Source organism: Enterobacter sp. Bisph1, assembly GCF_000814905.1.
Taxonomy (GTDB): Bacteria; Pseudomonadota; Gammaproteobacteria; order Enterobacterales; family Enterobacteriaceae; genus Kosakonia.
Map to the genome: position 1 here is coordinate 20,032 of NZ_JXAG01000019.1, position 20,364 is coordinate 40,395.

Here is a 20,364-nt window from a genome sequence, read left to right on the forward strand (position 1 = left end):
TTCCTCCGGTCTGCGTGCGGGTCAGACAGCGTCCTTTTCTATAACTGCTCGTTATGCAAAAAATCAGCTTCCAGATGCTAAACGACAGGTTACAACGCTGGGTGGCTCGGGATTGCAGGGTATTCCGGAGACCTGGCGGGAGTATAGGTCGTTCACAAAATCATTACAATTATCCTACATATAGTTTGTCGGGTTTTATGCAGAACAGTGACCCCCATCACGATAACAACATTCTTTTAAATTTTAATCATCTGATTTGACAAAAGTTAAACATTCTTGTTACAAACTACCCCAGAAAGGGCTTATAATTCGCAAAAGTTATGGGGTCAAACTTTCACCTGACAATAAGTTATGCAACAGTGTGATGGTATTGACCGAAGTAATCAGGACAGTTATTAGTGGTATACAGGTTTGACAAATTCGGACTGCTAAGACGCTGATTTGCTGTTTTTTCGCTGTGTTTTCAATGTGTACTTGCACGCGCCCATCGCTCTGTACCCTGGTACCTCCTCTTAACAGAGCTGCGAGCTAAACAATAGACGAGTAACGTTGATCTGCAGTTGAATGCAAATCCGGTGACTGGCGGTCTTAAGCATAAGGCGCTAAGGAGACCGTAAATGGCTGATAAGAAAGCAAGAATCACCTACAATGGTGACGCTGATATTGAACTGGATGTGCTAAAAGGCACGCTCGGTCAGGATGTAATTGATATCCGTAGTCTCGGTTCAAAAGGGGTATTTACTTTTGACCCAGGTTTTACCTCTACTGCGTCATGCGAATCAAAAATCACCTTTATTGACGGTGACGAAGGTATTCTGCTGCACCGTGGTTTCCCTATCGATCAGCTGGCGACCCAGTCCAACTATCTGGAAGTATGCTACATCCTGCTGTACGGTGAAAAACCGACCCAGGAACAGTTCGACGAATTCAAACTGACAGTAACCCGCCACACGATGATCCATGAGCAGATTACCCGTCTGTTCCACGGTTTCCGTCGCGATTCACACCCGATGGCAGTGCTATGCGGCGTGACCGGCGCGCTGGCGGCGTTCTATCATGACTCGCTGGACGTTAATAATCCGCGTCACCGCGAAATTGCTGCGTTCCGTCTGCTGTCGAAAATGCCAACCGTTGCGGCAATGTGTTACAAATATTCCATCGGTCAGCCGTTCGTTTATCCGCAGAACAATCTCTCCTACTCCGCTAACTTCCTGCACATGATGTTCTCCACGCCGTGTGAGCGTTATGAAGTTAACCCGGTGCTGGAGCGCGCGATGGATCGTATTCTGATCCTGCACGCCGATCATGAACAAAACGCTTCTACGTCTACCGTACGTACCGCAGGCTCTTCAGGCGCGAACCCGTTCGCCTGTATCGCCGCCGGTATCGCCTCCCTGTGGGGGCCGGCGCACGGTGGTGCCAACGAAGCGGCACTGAAGATGCTGGAAGAGATCAGCACCGTGAAACACATTCCGGAATTCCTGCGCCGCGCGAAAGACAAAAACGATTCGTTCCGCCTGATGGGCTTCGGTCACCGCGTCTATAAGAACTATGACCCGCGCGCTACCGTAATGCGTGAAACTTGCCACGAAGTGTTGCGTGAGCTGGGAACGAAAGACGATCTGCTGGAAGTGGCAATGGAGCTTGAGCACATTGCGCTCAACGACCCGTACTTTATCGAACGTAAGCTCTATCCGAACGTCGATTTCTACTCCGGTATCATTCTGAAAGCGATGGGCATTCCCTCCTCCATGTTTACCGTTATCTTCGCGATGGCGCGTACCGTGGGCTGGATTGCACACTGGAATGAAATGCACGATGACGGCATCAAAATCGCCCGTCCGCGTCAGCTGTACACCGGCTATGAGCAACGTGAGTTCGCTTCCGACCTGAAAAAAAGCTGATTGCGAAAACGTAATGCGAGCTTAGTGAAACGCGCCTTCGGGCGCGTTTTTATTTGGATCTAAGCGGCCACCGAATGGCGGGAATGATTTTCCATCTTAAAATATTAAAGGCCACCGGGGGTGAGCCGGTGGCCTTACTTACGTTTTCTGATTGCTTATGGTAAGCAAGCCAGAATCAGCTCAATCAAAGCGACAAGCGCTTTCAGAGCGATGACAGCGATTTGCAAAAATCCCTTCACCACGTTGCTCCTTAAGAAGCACGACATCACCGCTAAAGCTTTTACACTGCCTGGTTAACGGTGCTGCACTGTTAGTGGATGCGTGACGCGCTCTGGTTGAAGCTCTGGAGCGGCACCACCCGTAATCCAGCCAGGGCTAAACACTTTATGCCTTCGGTAACGTCGCCAACGCAAAGCGCGCCACCCACTAACGAGGCGATTATAAAATGATCAGTAGTGTAATTAATGACCTATAACAAATAACAGGCAAGAAAAAAGCCCGACTGGTGAGGTCAGGCTTGTTTTCTTTGGGTGCTTAGAGTGAAGAATCCCAGTTCAAGTTAATCAGCTTCAACCAGAGTGCGTCACGCATCCACTAACAGGAAGTCAGTTTACTCACCAAAAACAGAGGATGCAATCACCTGTAGCTTATTGCAGCATCAATATGCCTGATATTATTTTGTAAAACTGATTTCCATTTTGCACATCCTTGCCCCAAACTATTCGAGATCGGCTCTTCCTGCTCTTTCCACAGACGCGATCGCGTAGTGCCGCTACGTTAATAATAAGGTCATTAACGCTGGCAGGCCGGGCACCAGTAAAACGGGCGCGACGACATGGTGGTTTTTTCGATTGTTGCGCCGCAGCGCTCACACGGTTTACCTGCCCGGTGAAACACCTTAAAGCGAAACAGCGCGCCGTGATGCTTTTTCTCATTCACTGTACCGCGCGTCTGATACGACAAACGTGGAATATCGAGCAGCGCCTGCGCCAGCACGTCCAACTGTTCTTCGCTAAGCTGCGAGGCGTTACGCTGCGCTGAGAGCTGGCTTTGCCAGAGGATCTCTACGCGCAGATAGTTGCCCAGCCCGGCGAGAAACGCCTGATCGAGCAACAGCCCGGAGAACTGACGACGGCGAAAACGTGGCGATAACAGCCGCTCTTTAACCTCAGCGACGCTGAGGGTCATATCCAGCACGTCCGGCCCGACACGCTGCAAAAACGGGTGCTGCGCCAGTTGTTCAGGGGTAAGCAGCGCGATATCCGACGCGCTGTAGAGCAAAATCGCCTTTTCCGCCGTTTGTAGCCGCACGCGTAAAATACGCGTGGTCTGCGGCGTTTCGCCTGCCCCGACCACGCGCCAGACGCCGTAAAGCTGATTATGGCTGTAGAGAGTTAGCCCGCCGGAGAAATGCGTCAGCAGCGCTTTTCCGCGGGTTTCTATCTTGTCGATATGCTGCCCAATCAATTCGGCAGCAAAACCCGCTAACGCAGGCAGACCAAACCATACTTCCGTCAGCGCTTTACCTTTAACCGCAGCTTCAAGGGTATCCGCCGCCCGGCGGATCTCTGGCCCTTCCGGCATTTTTGCTCCTTAGGTTACTCGGCGCTAAGCATTACGCCGCGTTGCAGGAAAGCAGCGTGTAAGCGCCGGGCAAACAGTAGCGCATGTTCACCGTCGCCATGCAGACAGACCGTTTGCGCCTCTACGTTGACAAACTCACCCGTGACGCTTTTCACCCGCCCGTTAAACACCATCTCCAGGGTTTGCGCCAGCGCAATATCATCATTCTCCAGCAGCGCGCCAGGCTCGCTGCGCGGAACCAGCCGACCATCGGCGCGATAACCGCGATCGGCAAATACCTCCTGACGCGTACGCAAACCATAGCGCTCACCGGCGCGAATTAACTCGCTGCCCGCCAGGCCTACCAGAATCAACTCGGGATCCACAGCGTATACCGCGCCGGCAATCGCATCGGCGAGCATCGCGTCCTCCGCCGCCTGGTTATAAAGCATGCCGTGAGGTTTGACATGGTGCAGTTTGCCGCCTTCTGCGCCGACAATCGCCGCCAACGCGCCAATCTGGTACAGCGTTTGCGCATAGACCTTTTCTGTTGGCAGCTGCATCGCCGTGCGGCCAAAATTTTCGCGATCCGGAAAGGAAGGGTGCGCGCCGACTTCCACACCGTTGCGCAGTGCGTCGCGCACGCAGGTCAGCATCGTCTGCGCATCGCCGGCGTGAAAACCGCAGGCGATATTGGCAGAAGAGACCAGTTGCAGCAGCGCCGCATCATTCCTGCAGCCTTCGCCGAGGTCGGCATTGAGATCAATTTTCATTGTGTAGCCGCCATGCCAGTTGGTCGAGAAAGAGACGCTGCTCGCGCCGCGCCTTCAGCGCCTCATCCAGCGAACACTGGACAAAGTGGATCGGTTGTCCCGGCGGGATCTGCGCCAGATGGTACATATCTGCTTCGATAACGCAGGCAATGCGTGGGTAACCACCGGTGGTTTGCGCATCATTCATCAGGACAATCGGCTGCCCGCCAGAGGGAACCTGAATCACCCCCGGCAACAAGCCGTGGGAAAGCAGTTCACGGTTAGTGGTACGCACCAGCGGTTGCCCCTGCAAACGGTAACCCATACGGTTACTTTGCGCACTGACCTGCCACGGTAAGCGCCAGAACGCTTCCTGCGAGGTACTATCAAATTCGTGATACTCCGGCCCCGGCAAAGCACGGATGCGGTTGCCCCACAATAATTGCTTCACCCCTTGTTGCCCGTGGAACTCGCGCAGCGGTTCGCCCAGCGGCAGCATATCGCCATCGCGCAACAGGCGTCCGTCCAGCCCGCCAATCGCCGTTTTAAGATCGGTGCTGACCGAGCCCATTACCGCCGCGATGGCGAAACTACCGGCCACGGCGAGATAACTGCGCGCACCGTGCACCGGTCTTTTTAGCACCAGACGCTGCCCCGCTTTGGCGGCAAACCGCCAGCCGGTCCATACCGCTTTGCCATCCAGTTTCGCATCGCAGCCTGCGCCGGTAAGGGCAAACCAGGTGTCACGGCCAAACTCGAATTCGCAATGACTGAGGGTGATTTCCAGCGCTGCCGCACCGGGGGCGTTACCCACCAGCGCATTGGCGATCTGTAGCGCCGGTTCATCCAACGCACCGCAATAACTGACGCCGGACTGGCGCAATCCAATGCGTTTGCCGCCCTGCAAGGTGGTATACATTCCCGCGCGGATAACCGTCAGCATATGCCCTCCTTACGCGGCACAAACCGCAGCGTATCGCCCGGACGTAACAGTACCGGCTCCGGCAGACGTGGATTGAACAGCGCCAGATCGGTGCGGCCAATCAGATTCCAGCCGCCGGGGGTTTCCAGCGGATAGATCCCCGTCTGCGCGCCGCCAATGCCAACAGAACCGGCAGGAACGCGCACCCGCGGTTCAGCGCGACGCGGTGTCGCCAGCGCGTCGGGCATGCCGCCCAGATAAGGGAAACCAGGCTGGAACCCCAAAAACCACACCACATATTCGATGGAGGCATGCAGTTCAACGACCTGCTTTGGCGTCATCGCACAGTGTTCCGCCACGCTTTGCAGATCCGGCCCGGCCTCTTTGCCGTAGATCACCGGAATTTCAATCATCCGCGATTCCGGCTCCAGCGCCTCGCTCTCTTCCCACCAGCGCTGTAAACGCTCAATAGCGTCGAGGGCCAGCGAATGCGGATCGCGAAGTACTACCGTGATGTTATTCATCCCCGGAATCACTTCCACCACGTCGGGGACCTCCGCCAGCCGTTGCGTCAGCCGCCAGATACGTTTTTGCGTCGCCAGCTGTACCGGCGGCTCAAGCTCCAGCACTACCGCGCTTTCGCCTAATAAATAACATCGCGCTCGCTGCACGTGATCTCTCCTTACGCCGGGTTCGGAATATCAATAAAGGTGACGTCAAGATCGCTGTTTTTATTCAGCCAGTCGCTGAGGGCGCGAATACCGCCGCGTTCGGTTGCATGATGGCCGGCGGCATAGAAATGCAGCCCCTGCTCACGGGCCGAATGTATCGTCTGCTCTGAAACTTCACCGGTGATAAACGCATCAACACCGAAGCGTGCGGCTTTATCAATAAAGCTCTGACCGCCGCCGGTACACCAGGCGACACGGGTGACATGTTGCGGCCCGGTATCGCCGCACCACAGCGGTTTTCGGCCCAGACGCGCTTCGATCCACGAGGCTAATTCCTCGCCCGGTACCGGTATGGACAGCTCACCCCACGGCAGCAGTTCGTCAATTTCACCCATCACCTTGATACCGAGCAACGCCGCCAGTTGGGCGTTGTTGCCCAGCTGCGGATGGGCATCGAGTGGCAGATGCCAGCCGTACAGGTTGATATCATTGGCCAGCAATGTTTTCAGGCGATTACGCTTCATCCCACGAATAATCGGCGCTTCGTTTTTCCAGAAATAACCATGATGCACAATCACCGCATCTGCTTGCTGGCGCACTGCTTCATCCAGCAGCGCCTGGCTTGCGGTCACGCCGGTGATAATTTTCTGCACTGTTTCCCGCCCTTCGACCTGCAGCCCGTTCGGGCCGTAATCGCTGAACGCCGCACTGTTAAGTTTTTCGTTAATCAGTTTTTCCAGTTCGGTATTTTTCATCATTACTCCTTTACCCTTTGCGGGCGGCGTCATAGGCCGCAAGCGTAGCAACCCGCGCCTGTTTATGGTCAACAATCGGCCGGGGATAAGCGAGTTGTATCCCCTGTTTATCCGCCCACTCCCAGGGCTGATGCACGAATTTTTCCGGCACCGCCTTCAGTTCCGGCAGCCACTGGCGGATAAACACGCCTTGCGCATCAAAGCGTTCACCCTGGGTGGTGGGGTTAAAAATACGAAAATAGGGGGCCGCATCGGTGCCCGTCGAGGCGGCCCACTGCCAGCCGCCATTATTTGCCGCATGATCGCCATCGATCAGCTGCGACATAAAATAACGCTCCCCCGCCCGCCAGTCGATCAGCAGGTCTTTCACGAGGAAGCTCGCGGTGATCATCCGCAAGCGGTTATGCATCCAGCCGGTAGCGTTCATCTGGCGCATAGCAGCATCGACAATTGGATAGCCAGTCTGACCGGCTTGCCAGGCGGCTAAATGCTCGGCGCTATCCTGCCACTGTACTTTATCGGTCCAGCTAATAAAGGGACGATGTTTACACAACCAGGGATGGTAAGTGATGAGATGGCGATAAAACTCGCGCCAGATAAGTTCATTTAACCATACCGCCCCTGGCCCACCGTCGAGGGCCTGCGGCTGTTCTGCCAACAAACGATGCAGACACTGGCGCGGCGACAGCGCGCCAATCGCCAGGCATGCTGATAAACGACTGGTGCCCTCGATCGCCGGGAAATCACGCTGCTGGTCATACACCCCCGCCAGATGCTGGCAAAAGTCACGAAGCCTTGCGATAGCGCTTTTTTCATCTGCCGGGAACAGGCTGGCATCGAATGACTCTTGAGGATAATTTAGCGTCACCGGCGTGGGTACCACTTTGCTGCCTTCACGCTCGCGCGGCGCGGCTACGCACTCCGGCAGATCCTCTTTCAGCCGCCTGACAAAGGCATTTTTAAACGGCGTAAAGACTTTATACATCTCATGATTGCCGGTCGTTACGCTGCCCGGAGCGAGGATTACGCTGTCGTCAAAGCCCTGGCAGATAACGGACGGCAGGGCTTTTTCTACTGCCGCATCGCGCTGACGCTCATTAAATTCATACTGATAATTATAAAAAAGATGGCTGACCTGCTCGGCAGCGCACACCTCGGCCAGCGTTTGCACACTGTCGGTAAAGTCTGTCGCTTCGCGGTAAATCAGCGCAATGCCCTTTTCCGCCAGCGCCAGCTGGAGCGCGTTAAGATGGGCATTTATATAGGCTGCCTGGCGCGGGGCCATATCATGTTGCCGCCACTGTTCAGGCGTGGCGATAAACAGGGCTTTCACACACGCGTCATCGCTGCGACAGGCAGCGGCAAGGGCAAGATTGTCGTGCACGCGCAAATCCGCGCGAAACCAGACCAGATGGGTGGTCATACTGCTCCTGATGTCAAAAACGTAAGCGCAGCGCCGCAGAAAGGCTGTCATCACCGCTGGCAAGCCCGCTACGCGTTGGAAAATTCCTTTCTATAGTGTTTGAGTAATGTCAGCGGCGCAAGCGGCGACTGAATCACCCGGCTATCACCGAAGAACCGCCTGTCAAACTCGCAGTAAGTGTAGCCAAAAGCCACAGGTAAAAAAAACCACCGCAGAGGCGGTGGTTGAGCGGTTTGCTGTGTGTAAACGATTAATAAAAGTCGCAGGTTGCTTTCTCTGCGAGATCCATCCACACCGGTTTTTCGCTGGTTTTTGACCAGACGCGATGCAGATAGCTATAAAAACGTGCGCGATCTTTCCAGAATAACATCACCGGTAACGCCAGCACCCCCGCCACAATGGCGAAAGCACGTCGCATCAACACGATATGTGCAGGAAACGCTTTGTATGTGTCCATTATTCTCTCCCCTTTGTCAGGCCGGTAAGCCACACCGGAAAATGATTCACCGTCACTGAAAGCCAGCTATGTAAAAATCAGTGTGGCATTGAAAACTGATTAAAATAATACCGTTTTGTTTGTAATTTTACTACTCATCCGACCACTATTTTTTGTCAATATGGGCTTAATTTACATTCAGCCAGTAAATAAGTTACAAAACAGTTAAATTAATACTAACCATTAGTTAAATTGTGGTTTTTTGTTCATTCTTTATCTTTCCACGCCAGCCTCCGTGCACGTCATCTCTGCCAGCGCGTTTATCTGCGCGCCATTTTTATATTTTTTTTACACCGCTCCCGGCGATTTTTGCGAAATCTTTGCGTTGAAAACTCTACTTTCACTGCACATCGTAAAAAACACCCCGGAGGTGGACTGTGAGTGCAGGCGTAATAATCGGCATTGGGCTGGTTTTCCTGTTATTGGGCTATCTGGTTTACGCCCTGATCAACGCGGAGGCTTTCTGATGGCGCTTCAGGGGTTTCTTCTGCTTGCCAGCTTTCTGTTGGTACTGTTTATTCTTGCGCGTCCGCTGGGTTCGCTGCTGGCGAAAATGATTGCCGGTCAGCCCTTCCCCGCCGTACACGGCGTGGAAAACCTGCTCTGGCGCGGGCTGAGCATTAATACCCGCGAAATGCACTGGCGGCACTATTTGCTGGCTATTCTGTGGCTGAATATTTTTGGTCTTCTGCTGCTATTCGCGATCCTGATGCTGCAAGGCATTCTGCCCCTCAATCCACAAAACCTGCCGGGGCTTTCCTGGCATCTGGCACTCAATACCGCCGTCAGTTTTGTTTCTAACACCAACTGGCAATCCTATGCCGGGGAAACCACCCTCAGCTATTTCAGCCAGATGATTGGGCTGACGGTGCAAAACTTTTTATCCGCCGCCACCGGGATTGCCGTGGTCTTTGCGCTGATCCGCGCCTTCTCGCGCCGCAGCATGGAAACCCTCGGTAACGCCTGGGTCGATATTACGCGCATTACCTTGTGGATTTTGTTGCCCATCGCTCTGCTGATTGCGCTGTTTTTCATTCAGCAAGGCGTGCTGCAAAACGTCTCAGCCTACCAGCCTTATACCTCGCTGGAAGGCGTACAGCATCTGATGCCAATGGGACCGGTCGCCTCGCAAGAAGCGATCAAAATGTTGGGGACTAACGGCGGTGGCTTCTTTAATGCCAACTCGTCGCATCCGTTCGAGAACCCGACGGCCCTCACCAACTTTGTGCAGATGGTCGCCATCTTTCTGATCCCGGCGGCGCTCTGTTTCGCTTTTGGTGACGTAGTCGGCGATCGCCGTCAGGGGCACATGCTGCTGTGGACCATGTCCATCATCTTTGTGGTGTGTGTCGGGATAGTGATGTGGGCCGAGTGGCAAGGTAATCCGCATTTCCTGCAATTCGGTGCCAATAGCGCCAGCAATATGGAAGGGAAAGAGAGCCGTTTTGGCATTCTCGCCAGTAGCCTTTATGCCGTTGTGACTACCGCGGCCTCCTGCGGGGCTGTCAATGCCATGCATGACTCCTTTACCGCCCTTGGCGGGATGATCCCGATGTGGCTGATGCAGATTGGCGAAGTGGTGTTCGGTGGCGTGGGCTCAGGGCTGTACGGCATGCTGCTGTTTGTCCTGCTGGCGGTGTTTATCGCCGGGCTGATGATAGGTCGTACACCGGAATTCCTCGGCAAGAAAATCGACGTGCGTGAAATGAAAATGACCGCACTGGCGATCCTGGTTACCCCGGCGCTGGTACTGATCGGTACCGCGCTGGCAATGATGACCGACGCCGGGCGCAGCGGCATGCTCAACCCTGGCATTCACGGCTTTAGTGAAGTGCTGTACGCCGTTTCCTCCGCCGCCAACAACAACGGTAGCGCCTTTGCGGGCTTAAGCGCTAATACCCCGTTCTGGAACTGCCTGCTGGCGTTCTGCATGTTCTTTGGCCGCTTTGGCGTAATTGTGCCGGTAATGGCGATTGCCGGTTCGCTGGTGACGAAGAAAATCCAACCCGGCAGCTCCGGCACGCTCCCCACTCACGGCGCGCTATTTATCGGCCTGCTGATTGGCACCGTGCTGCTGGTAGGAGCTTTAACCTTTATTCCTGCCCTGGCCCTCGGCCCGGTGGCGGAATACCTGCAATTTTAAGAGTGGCGGAGACGCGTGATATGAGTCGTAAACAACAGGCGCTTTTCGAACCGAATCTTGTTCGCCAGGCGCTGATAGATTCCGTGACCAAGTTAAGCCCGCACGTACAGTGGCGTAACCCGGTGATGTTTATTGTCTGGATGGGCAGCGTATTAACCACCCTGCTAACACTGTTGATGGCCACGGGCCATCTCGACGGTAGCGCGTGGTTCACCGGCGCGATTAGTGGCTGGTTATGGGTGACGGTTTTGTTCGCCAACTTCGCCGAAGCGCTGGCGGAGGGACGCAGTAAAGCACAGGCCAACAGCCTGAAAGGGGTGAAAAAAACCGCCTTCGCCCGCAAATTGCGCGCACCGCAGCACGATGCGCAAATTGACCATATTCCGGCGGCGGATCTGCGTAAAGGCGATGTGGTGCTGGTGGAAGCAGGCGACATTATTCCCTGCGATGGCGAGGTGATCGAAGGCGGTGCCTCAGTGGATGAGAGCGCGATTACCGGCGAATCAGCACCGGTTATCCGCGAGTCCGGCGGCGATTTTGCCTCGGTGACCGGCGGTACGCGTATTCTTTCCGACTGGTTGGTTATCCAGTGCAGCGTTAACCCAGGCGAAACCTTCCTCGACCGGATGATCGCCATGGTAGAAGGCGCGCAGCGGCGCAAAACCCCCAATGAAATCGCGCTGACCATTTTGCTGGTGGCGCTGACCATCGTGTTCTTGCTGGCAACGGCAACTTTATGGCCTTTCTCCGTTTACGGCGGCACGCCGGTAAGCGTTACCGTGCTGGTGGCGCTGCTGGTTTGTTTGATTCCAACCACCATCGGCGGGCTGTTATCGGCCATTGGCGTGGCGGGGATGAGCCGCATGTTGGGTGCCAACGTCATTGCCACCAGCGGGCGCGCGGTGGAAGCGGCGGGCGATGTCGACGTTTTGTTGCTGGATAAAACCGGTACCATCACCCTCGGTAACCGTCAGGCTTCCCATTTTCTCCCGGCCGAGGGGGTGGATGAAAAAACCCTCGCCGATGCCGCGCAACTCTCCTCTCTGGCGGATGAAACGCCGGAAGGCCGCAGCATTGTGATCCTCGCCAAGCAGCGCTTTAACCTGCGCGAACGGGATATGCAGAGCCTGCAAGCGACATTTGTCCCCTTCACCGCGCAAACGCGCATGAGCGGGATTAACGTGCAGGATCGCATGATCCGCAAAGGCTCGGTGGATGCTATTCGCCGCCATATTGAAGCCAACGGCGGCCACTTCCCGGCGGATGTCGACGCGCTGGTCGAGCGCGTGGCGCGCCAGGGGGCAACGCCGCTGGTGGTGGCTGAAGGGGCAAAAGTGCTGGGTGTGATTTCGCTGAAAGATATCGTCAAAGGCGGTATTAAAGAGCGCTTCGCTCAGCTGCGCAAAATGGGTATCAAAACGGTGATGATCACCGGTGATAACCGTCTTACTGCCGCGGCGATTGCCGCCGAAGCGGGCGTCGATGATTTCCTTGCCGAAGCGACGCCGGAAGCCAAGCTGGCGCTGATTCGCCAGTATCAGGCGGAAGGTCGGCTGGTGGCGATGACCGGGGATGGCACTAACGATGCCCCGGCGCTGGCGCAGGCGGATGTTGCGGTAGCGATGAACTCCGGTACGCAAGCAGCGAAAGAAGCGGGCAATATGGTGGATCTCGATTCCAACCCCACCAAGCTAATTGAAGTAGTGCATATCGGAAAACAGATGTTGATGACGCGCGGCTCGCTGACCACCTTCAGTATCGCTAACGATGTGGCGAAGTACTTCGCCATTATCCCGGCGGCGTTTGCAGCAACCTATCCGCAGCTGAATATGTTGAACGTGATGCACCTGCACTCCCCGGCCTCGGCGATTTTGAGCGCGGTTATTTTTAACGCGCTGGTGATTGTGTTTCTTATCCCGCTGGCGTTGAAAGGAGTGAGTTATAAACCCCTGACCGCCTCCGCCATGCTGAAGCGCAACCTGCTTATCTACGGGCTGGGCGGTTTGATTGTGCCGTTTATCGGTATCAAGGCGATTGACCTTATTCTCACGCTGTTCGCACTGGTATAAAGGAAGATAAAAATGGCTTTAATACGCCCGACATTTCTGCTGTTGATCCTGTTGACGCTGGTCACCGGCGGGCTCTATCCGCTGCTGACCACCGCGTTGGGACAGTGGTGGTTTCACGACCAGGCCAACGGCTCACTGATCCGTGAAGGCGACAACGTGCGCGGTTCACGCCTGCTGGGCCAGCAATTTACCCAGCCGGGATATTTTCATTCGCGCCCTTCCGCCACGGCAGACGCACCGTATAATCCTATGGCTTCCGGCGGCAGCAACCTCGCGGCTAGCAATCCGGAACTGGATAAAGAGGTTGCACAGCGCGTTGCCGATCTGCGGGCCAGTAACCCGCTAGCGAATGCCCATATTCCGGTGGAGCTGATTACCGCATCGGCGAGTGGTCTTGACGGACAGCTCACCCCGGCGGCGGCCGCGTGGCAAATTCCGCGTATCGCGCAGGCGCGTAACCTGCCGGTGCGCGTGGTGGCAAAACTGGTGGCGGAAAATACCGCAACACCGCTGGTGAATTTTATCGGCCAGCCGGTCGTGAACGTTGTCGAACTTAATCTGGCGCTGGATGCGCTCAAGGATCAATAAAGCATGACTGACGAGCCTTTGCGCCCCAATCCCGACCGCCTGCTGGAACATGCCGCCACGGCGCACCGGGGCAAGCTGAAAGTCTTTTTTGGCGCTTGCGCCGGGGTGGGTAAAACCTTTGCCATGCTGCAGGAAGCACAGCGGCTACGGGCGCAAGGGCTCGATATTCTGATTGGCGTGGTGGAGACTCACGGACGAAAAGAGACCGCTGCGCTGCTGGAAGGGCTGGCGACGCAGCCCGCCCGCCGCATTCACCATCGCGGCCGCTTAATTCAGGAGTTCGATCTCGACGCCGCCCTTGCGCGGCGTCCGGCGTTAATTTTGATGGACGAACTGGCACACAGTAACGCGCCCGGTTCGCGCCACCCAAAACGCTGGCAGGATGTTGAAGAGCTGCTGGAAGCGGGAATCGACGTGTTTACCACCGTCAACGTTCAGCACCTTGAAAGCCTCAATGATGTGGTCAGCGGTGTGACCGGCATCCAGGTGCGTGAAACGGTGCCGGATCCCTTTTTCGACAGCGCCGATGAAGTGGTGCTGGTGGACTTACCGCCGGACGATCTGCGCCAGCGCCTGCACGAAGGCAAAGTCTATATCGGCGGTCAGGCGGAACGCGCCATCGAACACTTCTTTCGTAAAGGCAACCTTATCGCCCTGCGTGAACTGGCGCTGCGGCGCACCGCCGATCGCGTGGATGACCAGATGCGTGCCTGGCGCGATCGCGCCGGCGAAGAGAAAGTCTGGCATACGCGCGATGGGATTTTGCTCTGCGTTGGACACGGCGCAGGTAATGAGAAACTGATTCGTACCGCCGCAAGGCTGGCGGCAAAGCTGGGCAGCGTCTGGCATGCGGTGTATGTCGAAACCCCGACGCTGCATAAATTACCCGAGCCGCAGCGGCGGGCGATTTTAAGCACGCTGCGGCTGGCGCAGGAGCTGGGAGCGGAAACCGCAACCCTTTCCGATCCCGCTGAAGATCGCGCTATTTTGCGCTATGCGCGCGAACATAACCTCGGCAAGATCCTGATAGGCAGGCGCAATAAACGCCAGTGGTGGAGCCGGGAATCTTTCGCCGATAAGCTGGCCCGTCGCGCGCCGGATCTCGATCTGGTGATTATCGCCCTTGAGGATGCCCCCGCAGCACTGCCCGCCCGCGCTGGCGATACGCGCCCGTTAATGGAGCGCTGGCGCGTGCAATTAAAAGGCTGTGCCGTCGCCCTTGCGCTGTGCGCCGCCATTACGTTAATCGCCATGCAGTGGCTGACGGCCTTTGATGCCGCCAACCTGGTGATGATCTACCTGCTTGGCGTGGTGCTGGTAGCGCTGTTTTTTGGTCGCTGGCCTTCCGCTTTCGCCACGGTGATTAACGTTGTCAGCTTCGATCTCTTTTTTATCGCCCCGCGCGGCACGCTGGCGGTTTCCGATGTGCAATATCTTCTCACCTTCGGCGTGATGCTGACGGTCGGCTTGCTGATTGGTAACCTGACGGCGGGCGTACGTTATCAGGCGCGCGTGGCCCGCTACCGGGAACAGCGCACCCGCCATCTGTATGAAATGTCAAAAGCGCTGGCGGTGGGACGCAACAACCAGGATATCGCCGCCACCAGTGAAACCTTTATTCACTCCACCTTTAACGCACGCAGCAAACTGCTGCTGCCGGACAGCCACGGCCAGCTGGTGGCGCTGACCCAGACGCAGGGCATGACGCCATGGGATGACGCGATTGCGCGCTGGAGTTTTGATAAGGGCCAGCCTGCGGGCGCAGGTACGGATACCCTTCCCGGTGTGCCCTACCAAATTTTGCCACTACAGAGCGATCAAAAAACCCACGGGTTATTGATTGTCGAACCGGCGAATTTACGCCAGCTGATGATCCCGGAACAGCAGCGCCTGCTGGAAACCTTTACCCTGCTGGTCGCCAGCGCGCTGGAGCGCCAGGCGTTAGCCACCAGCGAGGAGCAGGCACGGCTCGCCAGCGAGCGCGAGAGCATTCGCAACTCGTTGCTGGCGGCGCTCTCTCACGACCTGCGCACGCCGCTGACCGTGCTGTTTGGTCAGGCGGAAATCCTCACCCTGGATCTGGCGAGCGAGGGATCAAAGCACGCGCCGCAGGCAAATGAAATCCGCCAGCATGTGCTTAATACCACGCGGCTGGTGAACAATTTACTCGATATGGCGCGTATTCAGTCCGGCGGCTTTAATTTGAAAAAAGAGTGGCTGACGCTGGAAGAGGTGATTGGCAGCGCCCTGCGAACTTTGGAGCCGGGGCTTGGCGGCCAGCATATTACGCTGTCCCTGCCCGACCCGCTGATGTTAGTGCATGTTGACGGTCCGTTATTTGAGCGGGTGCTAATTAATCTGCTGGAAAATGCGGTGAAATACGCAGGGCATAACGCTGAAATTGGCATTACCGCCCACAGTACACCGGCGTTACTGACGCTGGATGTCTGGGATAACGGACGGGGGATCCCGGAAGGCCAGGAGGCGGCGATATTTGATAAGTTTGCCCGCGGCACCAAAGAGTCGGCCATTCCCGGCGTTGGGCTGGGTCTGGCGATTTGCCAGGCGATCGTTGAGGTACACGGCGGCACCATCGCGGCGCGTAACCGTCCGCAGGGCGGCGCGCTATTTTGTGTTACACTTCCACGAGAAACGCCGCCGCAACTTGATGAATTACCTGAGGATCTGTGATCAACGTTCTGATTGTCGAAGATGAGCAAGCTATCCGCCGTTTTCTGCGCACCGCGCTGGAAGCCGAAGGGCTGCGCGTCCATGAAGCGGAGACGTTACAGCGCGGTTTAATTGAAGCCGCGACGCGTAAACCGGACCTGGTGATCCTCGATCTCGGGCTGCCGGACGGCGACGGCCTCGATTTTATCCGTGATCTGCGCCAGTGGAGTCAGATGCCGGTAATTGTGCTGTCGGCGCGCGTTGAAGAACACGACAAAATCGCCGCGCTGGATGCGGGGGCCGATGATTATCTCAGCAAGCCTTTTGGCGTTGGCGAACTGCAGGCGCGTTTGCGCGTCGCGCTGCGCCGCCATGCCGCAACCTCCCCCGGTGAGCCGGTGGTGACCTTTTCCGATATCCGCGTTGACCTTGCCAACCGCCGTATTCAGCGCGGCGAGGAAGAGATTCATCTGACGCCGATTGAGTTTCGCCTGCTGGCAGTGCTGCTCAATAACCACGGTAAGGTCCTGACGCAACGCCAGCTGCTGAGCCAGGTATGGGGCCCGAACGCCGTGGAGCACAGCCACTATCTGCGTATTTATATGGGTCATTTGCGGCAGAAGCTGGAAGTGGATCCGGCGCGTCCTCGCCATTTGCTTACGGAAACGGGGATTGGCTACCGGTTTATGCTCTAGGGGTGTAAACAAAGTGCACTGCGGATCGCGCGGGGATAAAAATACTGGCAGTAAAGAAATATCCTCCTACATAGCCGGAGGTTTTTCATATGCGCCTGTAAGGCTCTGTTACCAGCCACGCCCTGCCAGGCGCATAGCAATCTGACATTTGCATTTCTGGATTACTTGCCGCCCGTAAAAGGGCTTCCCGGATACGGGATGGATAACTGCTCACCGAGTTTATCCTGTTCAAGCTGGTACTTTATGTAGTCCTGCATCCTGGCCGTGTTCTTTCCCACCGTATCCACATAGTAACCACCGCACCAGAACTCCCTGTTTCTGTATTTGAATTTCAGATCGCCAAACTGCTCATACAGCATCAGGCTACTTTTACCTTTCAGATATCCCAACTCATTTTCGGCGGTATTTCGACAAGCATATGGATACGATCCGGACAGCGTTCCGCTTCAAAGCAAAAGGGGTTTAAAAAACCGGCCTGAAGCTGAAAGCTTCACGGAATCCCCAGCCTGGCTGGGGGGCCTATAGACAAAAAGACCGGCATTCTGAGTGCCGGTCTTATGGCTTCATCCAGGCATCAATTTTGCCATGAAATGATGTCGTCCAGACCAGAGAGCAGCTCGGGAAAGTAACTTTCATCAATATCGAAGGAATCATCAAGGGTAATACTGTCAGCATGGTTTTCAGGCTTAAGTACCAGACTAACACCAACAGCCCCGGCAAAATGTGCCTGATGAAACTTAAGCACAACCTGCTCGAATGCCGAGGTTAAATTAATATCCTTCATTTTCGCCCCTGTCTTTAAGGCCTGATGGAAACCATATGTATCATTCCTGAACTGCTCCAACTGACCAACAAAAAACTCTGCAGCAAACTCTGTTTTTAAGGCAGGGATTGAGAATTCAACCCAAACCATAATACGGCTATAGGCAGGTTCCTCGGGCTCAGTCAGCCTTTCATAAGGCGTTAATTTAAGGTGTCTGTCACCGCTTGTGATATCTATCATGATCCCCCCTTACGGCATGTACTGAAAATGCATGATAGTCCAGTCAACTTCCCTGACCAAAACCTCAAGACGGTAAGACTTATAAATATAAGTGCCTTTATTTTGCCTGTCTTCCACAAGCTTATACATACGAGCCTCGTAACGGAAAAGCCCTGGCTTTTTGAGAGGGTCCGGCGTTCTTATGCCATAACGAATGGCCTTTTCCTGAATCTGTAAAGGTACATAACGACCTGGGGTCAGCATGTGTTTCGCCGATGACTCACTCATCCTGAGCGCACGAGCTGATAAGCCCATTTTAAGACGGCCACGCAAGAGACTGATGGTAGCCTCACTGAGGCTCACAGTTACGGTGACTTTGACACTACTCTCCAGTAACGCCTTACCTGCCCGAAAAAGACGAAATGCACCAAAGGCAATTAAAGCGAGGTCTGTTGGGTCAATCAGGGGGACTTCTAATGGCGCTTCTTCCAGCCTTACAAACATGCCGTCGGCATCATATATCTGCCATAAACCGGGGGACTGAGCGACGGAATAACCAATACACATCCCGCTTTCGTCATCAACGATAGGTTTTGAGTTCAGTGGAGGATTGCGGGGGCGAAATTCGAAATATTCACCGGCTGGCAATGTAGACTGGAAGATGTAGAAACGTCCTGGCTCGTCTGTAATTAATCCAACCTTCATTGTCATGATTTCCCTATGGGCTAACCTTTGGGTCATCATAAAGGACGTTTTTACTTCAATCTACTTTTCCTGACTCTGATTTTATCGACTTAGAAGCTAACGCCTCGCCGGGCTCGTTGTTTTACATCACCGACACTGAAAGCGAGTTTAAGCACTGGCGGCGTTTGCTATCGTCGACGTGGCGGCGGAATTATCGAACCTCTCACCGGGGTGAACATCTCAATTTTCGTATCGCTGATATCGCAATATTTGCGGTGATTTTCTCTTCCGATAATTAGCCGTGTGAATTAAATAATCTTTCATAAAGCCCATTACTGAAGTCTTGTCTGGCGCGGCTTTCCAGTTACGCCAGACATTAAAAAGGCTCCCGCAGGAGCCTTATCTTCAGGCGTTTTTCAGCACTTCGCTGACAATCTCTACCGCCTCTTTCTCGATCTGCTGACGATGTTCAGCGCCGAGGAAGCTTTCGCAATAGATTTTGTAGGCATCTTCCGTGCCCGACGGACGGGCGGCGAACCAGCCATTATCGGTCATCACTTTCAACCCGCCAATCGACGCGCCATTGCCCGGCGCTGCCGTCAGACGTGCGGTGATCGGATCGCCCGCCAGGGTGCTGGCGCTGACCATTTCCGGAGAGAGCTTCGACAGCGCCGCTTTCTGTGCGGAAGAGGCGGAAGCCTGCAAACGGTTGTAGCTCGGTGCACCGAAGCGCTGAGCCAGTTCGTCATAATGCTGCTGCGGGTTTTTACCGGTCACTGCGGTGATTTCCGCCGCCAGCAGGCACATGATGATACCGTCTTTATCCGTTGACCACGGAGTGCCGTCGAAACGCAGGAAGGACGCGCCCGCGCTCTCTTCACCGCCGAAGCCAAAGCTGCCGTCATGCAGACCATCAACAAACCATTTAAAGCCAACCGGCACTTCCACCAGCTTACGGCCCAGATCGTTGACGACACGGTCAATCATCGCAGAAGAGACCAGCGTTTTCCCTACCGCAACCTCGTTGCCCCACTGTGGGCGGTGCTGGAACAGGTAGTTGATGGCAACCGCCAGGTAGTGGTTCGGGTTCATCAGACCCGCAGGCGTCACGATGCCGTGACGGTCATAGTCCGGATCGTTAGCGAAGGCCAGATCGAACTTATCACGCAGCGCCAGCAGGCCCGCCATCGCGCACTCGGATGAGCAGTCCATACGGATCACGCCATCTTTGTCGAGATGCATAAAGCGGAAGGTTTGATCGACCTGATCGTTAACGATGGTCAGATCCAGCTTGTAGTACTCGGCAATACGTTTCCAGTATTCAATACCGGAGCCGCCCAGCGGATCGACACCCAACTTGAGGCCCGCTTTCTGGATAGCCGCCATATCGACGATATCCGCCAGCCCTTCGATAAACGGCTGCACCAGATCTTTTTCCGTGACATGACCGGAGGCCAGCGCGGCATCCAGAGTGATGCGTTTCACGCCTTGCAGGCCATCGGCAAGCAGCGCGTTAGCACGATCTTCCACCACTTTGGTGACGTTGGTATCCGCCGGGCCGCCGTTTGGCGGGTTGTATTTGATACCCCCGTCTTCCGGCGGGTTGTGGGAAGGCGTAATGACGATACCGTCTGCCTGCGCGCCACCATTTTTGTTATGCACCAGGATAGCATTAGAGATGGCAGGCGTTGGCGTAAAGCCGTTGTTTTCCTGCACGATAACGTCCACGCCGTTTGCCGTCAGCACTTCCAGTACGGAGATAAACGCTGGCTCAGACAGCGCGTGAGTATCTTTACCCACATAGCACGGCCCGGTGATGCCGTTTTTCGCACGCTCTTCAGCGATGGCCTGGGCTATCGCCAGAATGTGCGGCTCGTTAAAGCTGTGGCGGCCTGCGCTGCCACGGTGGCCCGATGTACCGAATTTCACCGCATGTTCTGAATTACCAGCCTGCGGTTTCAGCACGTAATACTGCGCGGTAAGCTGAGCGACGTTAATCAAATCGCTCTGTTGTGCAGGTTGCCCCGCACGCGGATGGTTAGCCATT

The 20,364-nt window shown here is 55.4% G+C and carries 18 protein-coding genes and 1 pseudogene; 8 read left to right on the plus strand and 11 right to left on the minus strand.

The features are described 5' to 3' along the window. Window positions 1–256: 256 nt before the first annotated feature. Both RW65_RS23300 and RW65_RS01235 read left to right on the plus strand, forming a co-directional pair. Window positions 257–415 (plus strand): hypothetical protein, encoded by a 159-nt coding sequence (locus RW65_RS23300; protein WP_502685536.1) that lies wholly within the window; start codon window positions 257–259, stop codon window positions 413–415. Window positions 416–617: 202 nt separating this feature from the next. Continuing rightward, window positions 618–1,904: a citrate synthase gene (locus tag RW65_RS01235; RefSeq protein ID WP_039054830.1), complete on the plus strand. Its 1,287-nt coding sequence runs from the start codon at window positions 618–620 to the stop codon at window positions 1,902–1,904. 792 nt (window positions 1,905–2,696) lie between these two features. On the opposite strand, the gene nei is transcribed toward RW65_RS01235, so the two are convergent. The 7 genes from nei to RW65_RS01270 all read right to left on the minus strand — a co-directional run bounded on the left by nei (window position 2,697) and on the right by RW65_RS01270 (window position 8,447). After that, on the minus strand, window positions 2,697–3,488 hold the full coding sequence (nei, locus tag RW65_RS01240) for an endonuclease VIII (protein WP_039054831.1): 792 nt from the start codon (window positions 3,486–3,488) through the stop codon (window positions 2,697–2,699). Window positions 3,489–3,502: 14 nt separating this feature from the next. Further along, on the minus strand, window positions 3,503–4,240 hold the full coding sequence (gene pxpA / locus RW65_RS01245; RefSeq protein WP_039054832.1) for a 5-oxoprolinase subunit PxpA: 738 nt from the start codon (window positions 4,238–4,240) through the stop codon (window positions 3,503–3,505). Then, window positions 4,230–5,162, minus strand: a complete 933-nt coding sequence (gene pxpC, locus RW65_RS01250) for a 5-oxoprolinase subunit PxpC (RefSeq protein ID WP_039054833.1) — start codon at window positions 5,160–5,162, stop codon at window positions 4,230–4,232. The genes pxpA and pxpC overlap by 11 nt, the downstream gene beginning before the upstream one ends. Beyond that, window positions 5,156–5,812, minus strand: coding sequence for a 5-oxoprolinase subunit PxpB (gene pxpB, locus RW65_RS01255; protein ID WP_039054834.1), 657 nt, complete (start codon window positions 5,810–5,812; stop codon window positions 5,156–5,158). Before pxpB ends, pxpC begins: the two co-directional genes overlap by 7 nt. A gap of 11 nt (window positions 5,813–5,823) precedes the next feature. Further along, a complete protein-coding gene (locus RW65_RS01260) occupies window positions 5,824–6,567 on the minus strand; it encodes a type 2 GTP cyclohydrolase I (RefSeq protein ID WP_039054835.1) in 744 nt (247 codons plus the stop codon). A gap of 10 nt (window positions 6,568–6,577) precedes the next feature. Next, window positions 6,578–7,990, minus strand: a complete 1,413-nt coding sequence (phrB, locus tag RW65_RS01265; RefSeq protein WP_039054836.1) for a deoxyribodipyrimidine photo-lyase — start codon at window positions 7,988–7,990, stop codon at window positions 6,578–6,580. 250 nt (window positions 7,991–8,240) lie between these two features. Next, window positions 8,241–8,447, minus strand: coding sequence for a YbfA family protein (locus RW65_RS01270; RefSeq protein ID WP_039054837.1), 207 nt, complete (start codon window positions 8,445–8,447; stop codon window positions 8,241–8,243). A gap of 416 nt (window positions 8,448–8,863) precedes the next feature. Between RW65_RS01270 and kdpF the strand changes: the two genes are divergently transcribed. The 6 genes from kdpF to kdpE are packed head-to-tail and all read left to right on the plus strand — an operon-like array spanning window position 8,864 to window position 16,651. Then, on the plus strand, window positions 8,864–8,953 hold the full coding sequence (gene kdpF, locus RW65_RS01275) for a K(+)-transporting ATPase subunit F (RefSeq protein WP_039054838.1): 90 nt from the start codon (window positions 8,864–8,866) through the stop codon (window positions 8,951–8,953). Continuing rightward, a complete protein-coding gene (kdpA, locus tag RW65_RS01280) occupies window positions 8,953–10,629 on the plus strand; it encodes a potassium-transporting ATPase subunit KdpA (protein ID WP_039054839.1) in 1,677 nt (558 codons plus the stop codon). The genes kdpF and kdpA overlap by 1 nt, the downstream gene beginning before the upstream one ends. A gap of 20 nt (window positions 10,630–10,649) precedes the next feature. Beyond that, window positions 10,650–12,698: a potassium-transporting ATPase subunit KdpB gene (kdpB, locus tag RW65_RS01285; RefSeq protein WP_039054840.1), complete on the plus strand. Its 2,049-nt coding sequence runs from the start codon at window positions 10,650–10,652 to the stop codon at window positions 12,696–12,698. Between the two features lie 12 nt (window positions 12,699–12,710). After that, complete coding sequence (kdpC, locus tag RW65_RS01290; RefSeq protein WP_039054841.1) at window positions 12,711–13,286, plus strand: potassium-transporting ATPase subunit KdpC; 576 nt, start codon at window positions 12,711–12,713, stop codon at window positions 13,284–13,286. A 3-nt stretch (window positions 13,287–13,289) separates the two neighbouring features. Then, window positions 13,290–15,977, plus strand: a complete 2,688-nt coding sequence (kdpD, locus tag RW65_RS01295) for a two-component system sensor histidine kinase KdpD (RefSeq protein WP_039054842.1) — start codon at window positions 13,290–13,292, stop codon at window positions 15,975–15,977. Further along, window positions 15,974–16,651 carry a two-component system response regulator KdpE gene (gene kdpE, locus RW65_RS01300; protein ID WP_039054843.1) on the plus strand — a complete coding sequence of 226 codons (678 nt, stop codon included), beginning with the start codon at window positions 15,974–15,976 and terminating at the stop codon, window positions 16,649–16,651. Before kdpD ends, kdpE begins: the two co-directional genes overlap by 4 nt. 161 nt (window positions 16,652–16,812) lie before the next feature. Here kdpE and tnpA read toward each other — a convergent pair. From tnpA to pgm, 4 genes and pseudogenes are all read right to left on the minus strand, one after another. Further along, a pseudogene (tnpA, locus tag RW65_RS01305) lies at window positions 16,813–17,099 on the minus strand (IS200/IS605 family transposase); the annotation flags it as partial. Between the two features lie 126 nt (window positions 17,100–17,225). After that, on the minus strand, window positions 17,226–17,654 hold the full coding sequence (locus RW65_RS01310; protein WP_231564344.1) for a WapI family immunity protein: 429 nt from the start codon (window positions 17,652–17,654) through the stop codon (window positions 17,226–17,228). 9 nt (window positions 17,655–17,663) lie between these two features. After that, a complete protein-coding gene (locus RW65_RS01315) occupies window positions 17,664–18,344 on the minus strand; it encodes a hypothetical protein (protein WP_231564345.1) in 681 nt (226 codons plus the stop codon). 378 nt (window positions 18,345–18,722) lie between these two features. Next, on the minus strand, window positions 18,723–20,363 hold the full coding sequence (gene pgm / locus RW65_RS01320; RefSeq protein ID WP_039054844.1) for a phosphoglucomutase (alpha-D-glucose-1,6-bisphosphate-dependent): 1,641 nt from the start codon (window positions 20,361–20,363) through the stop codon (window positions 18,723–18,725). Window position 20,364 lies beyond the last annotated feature (1 nt).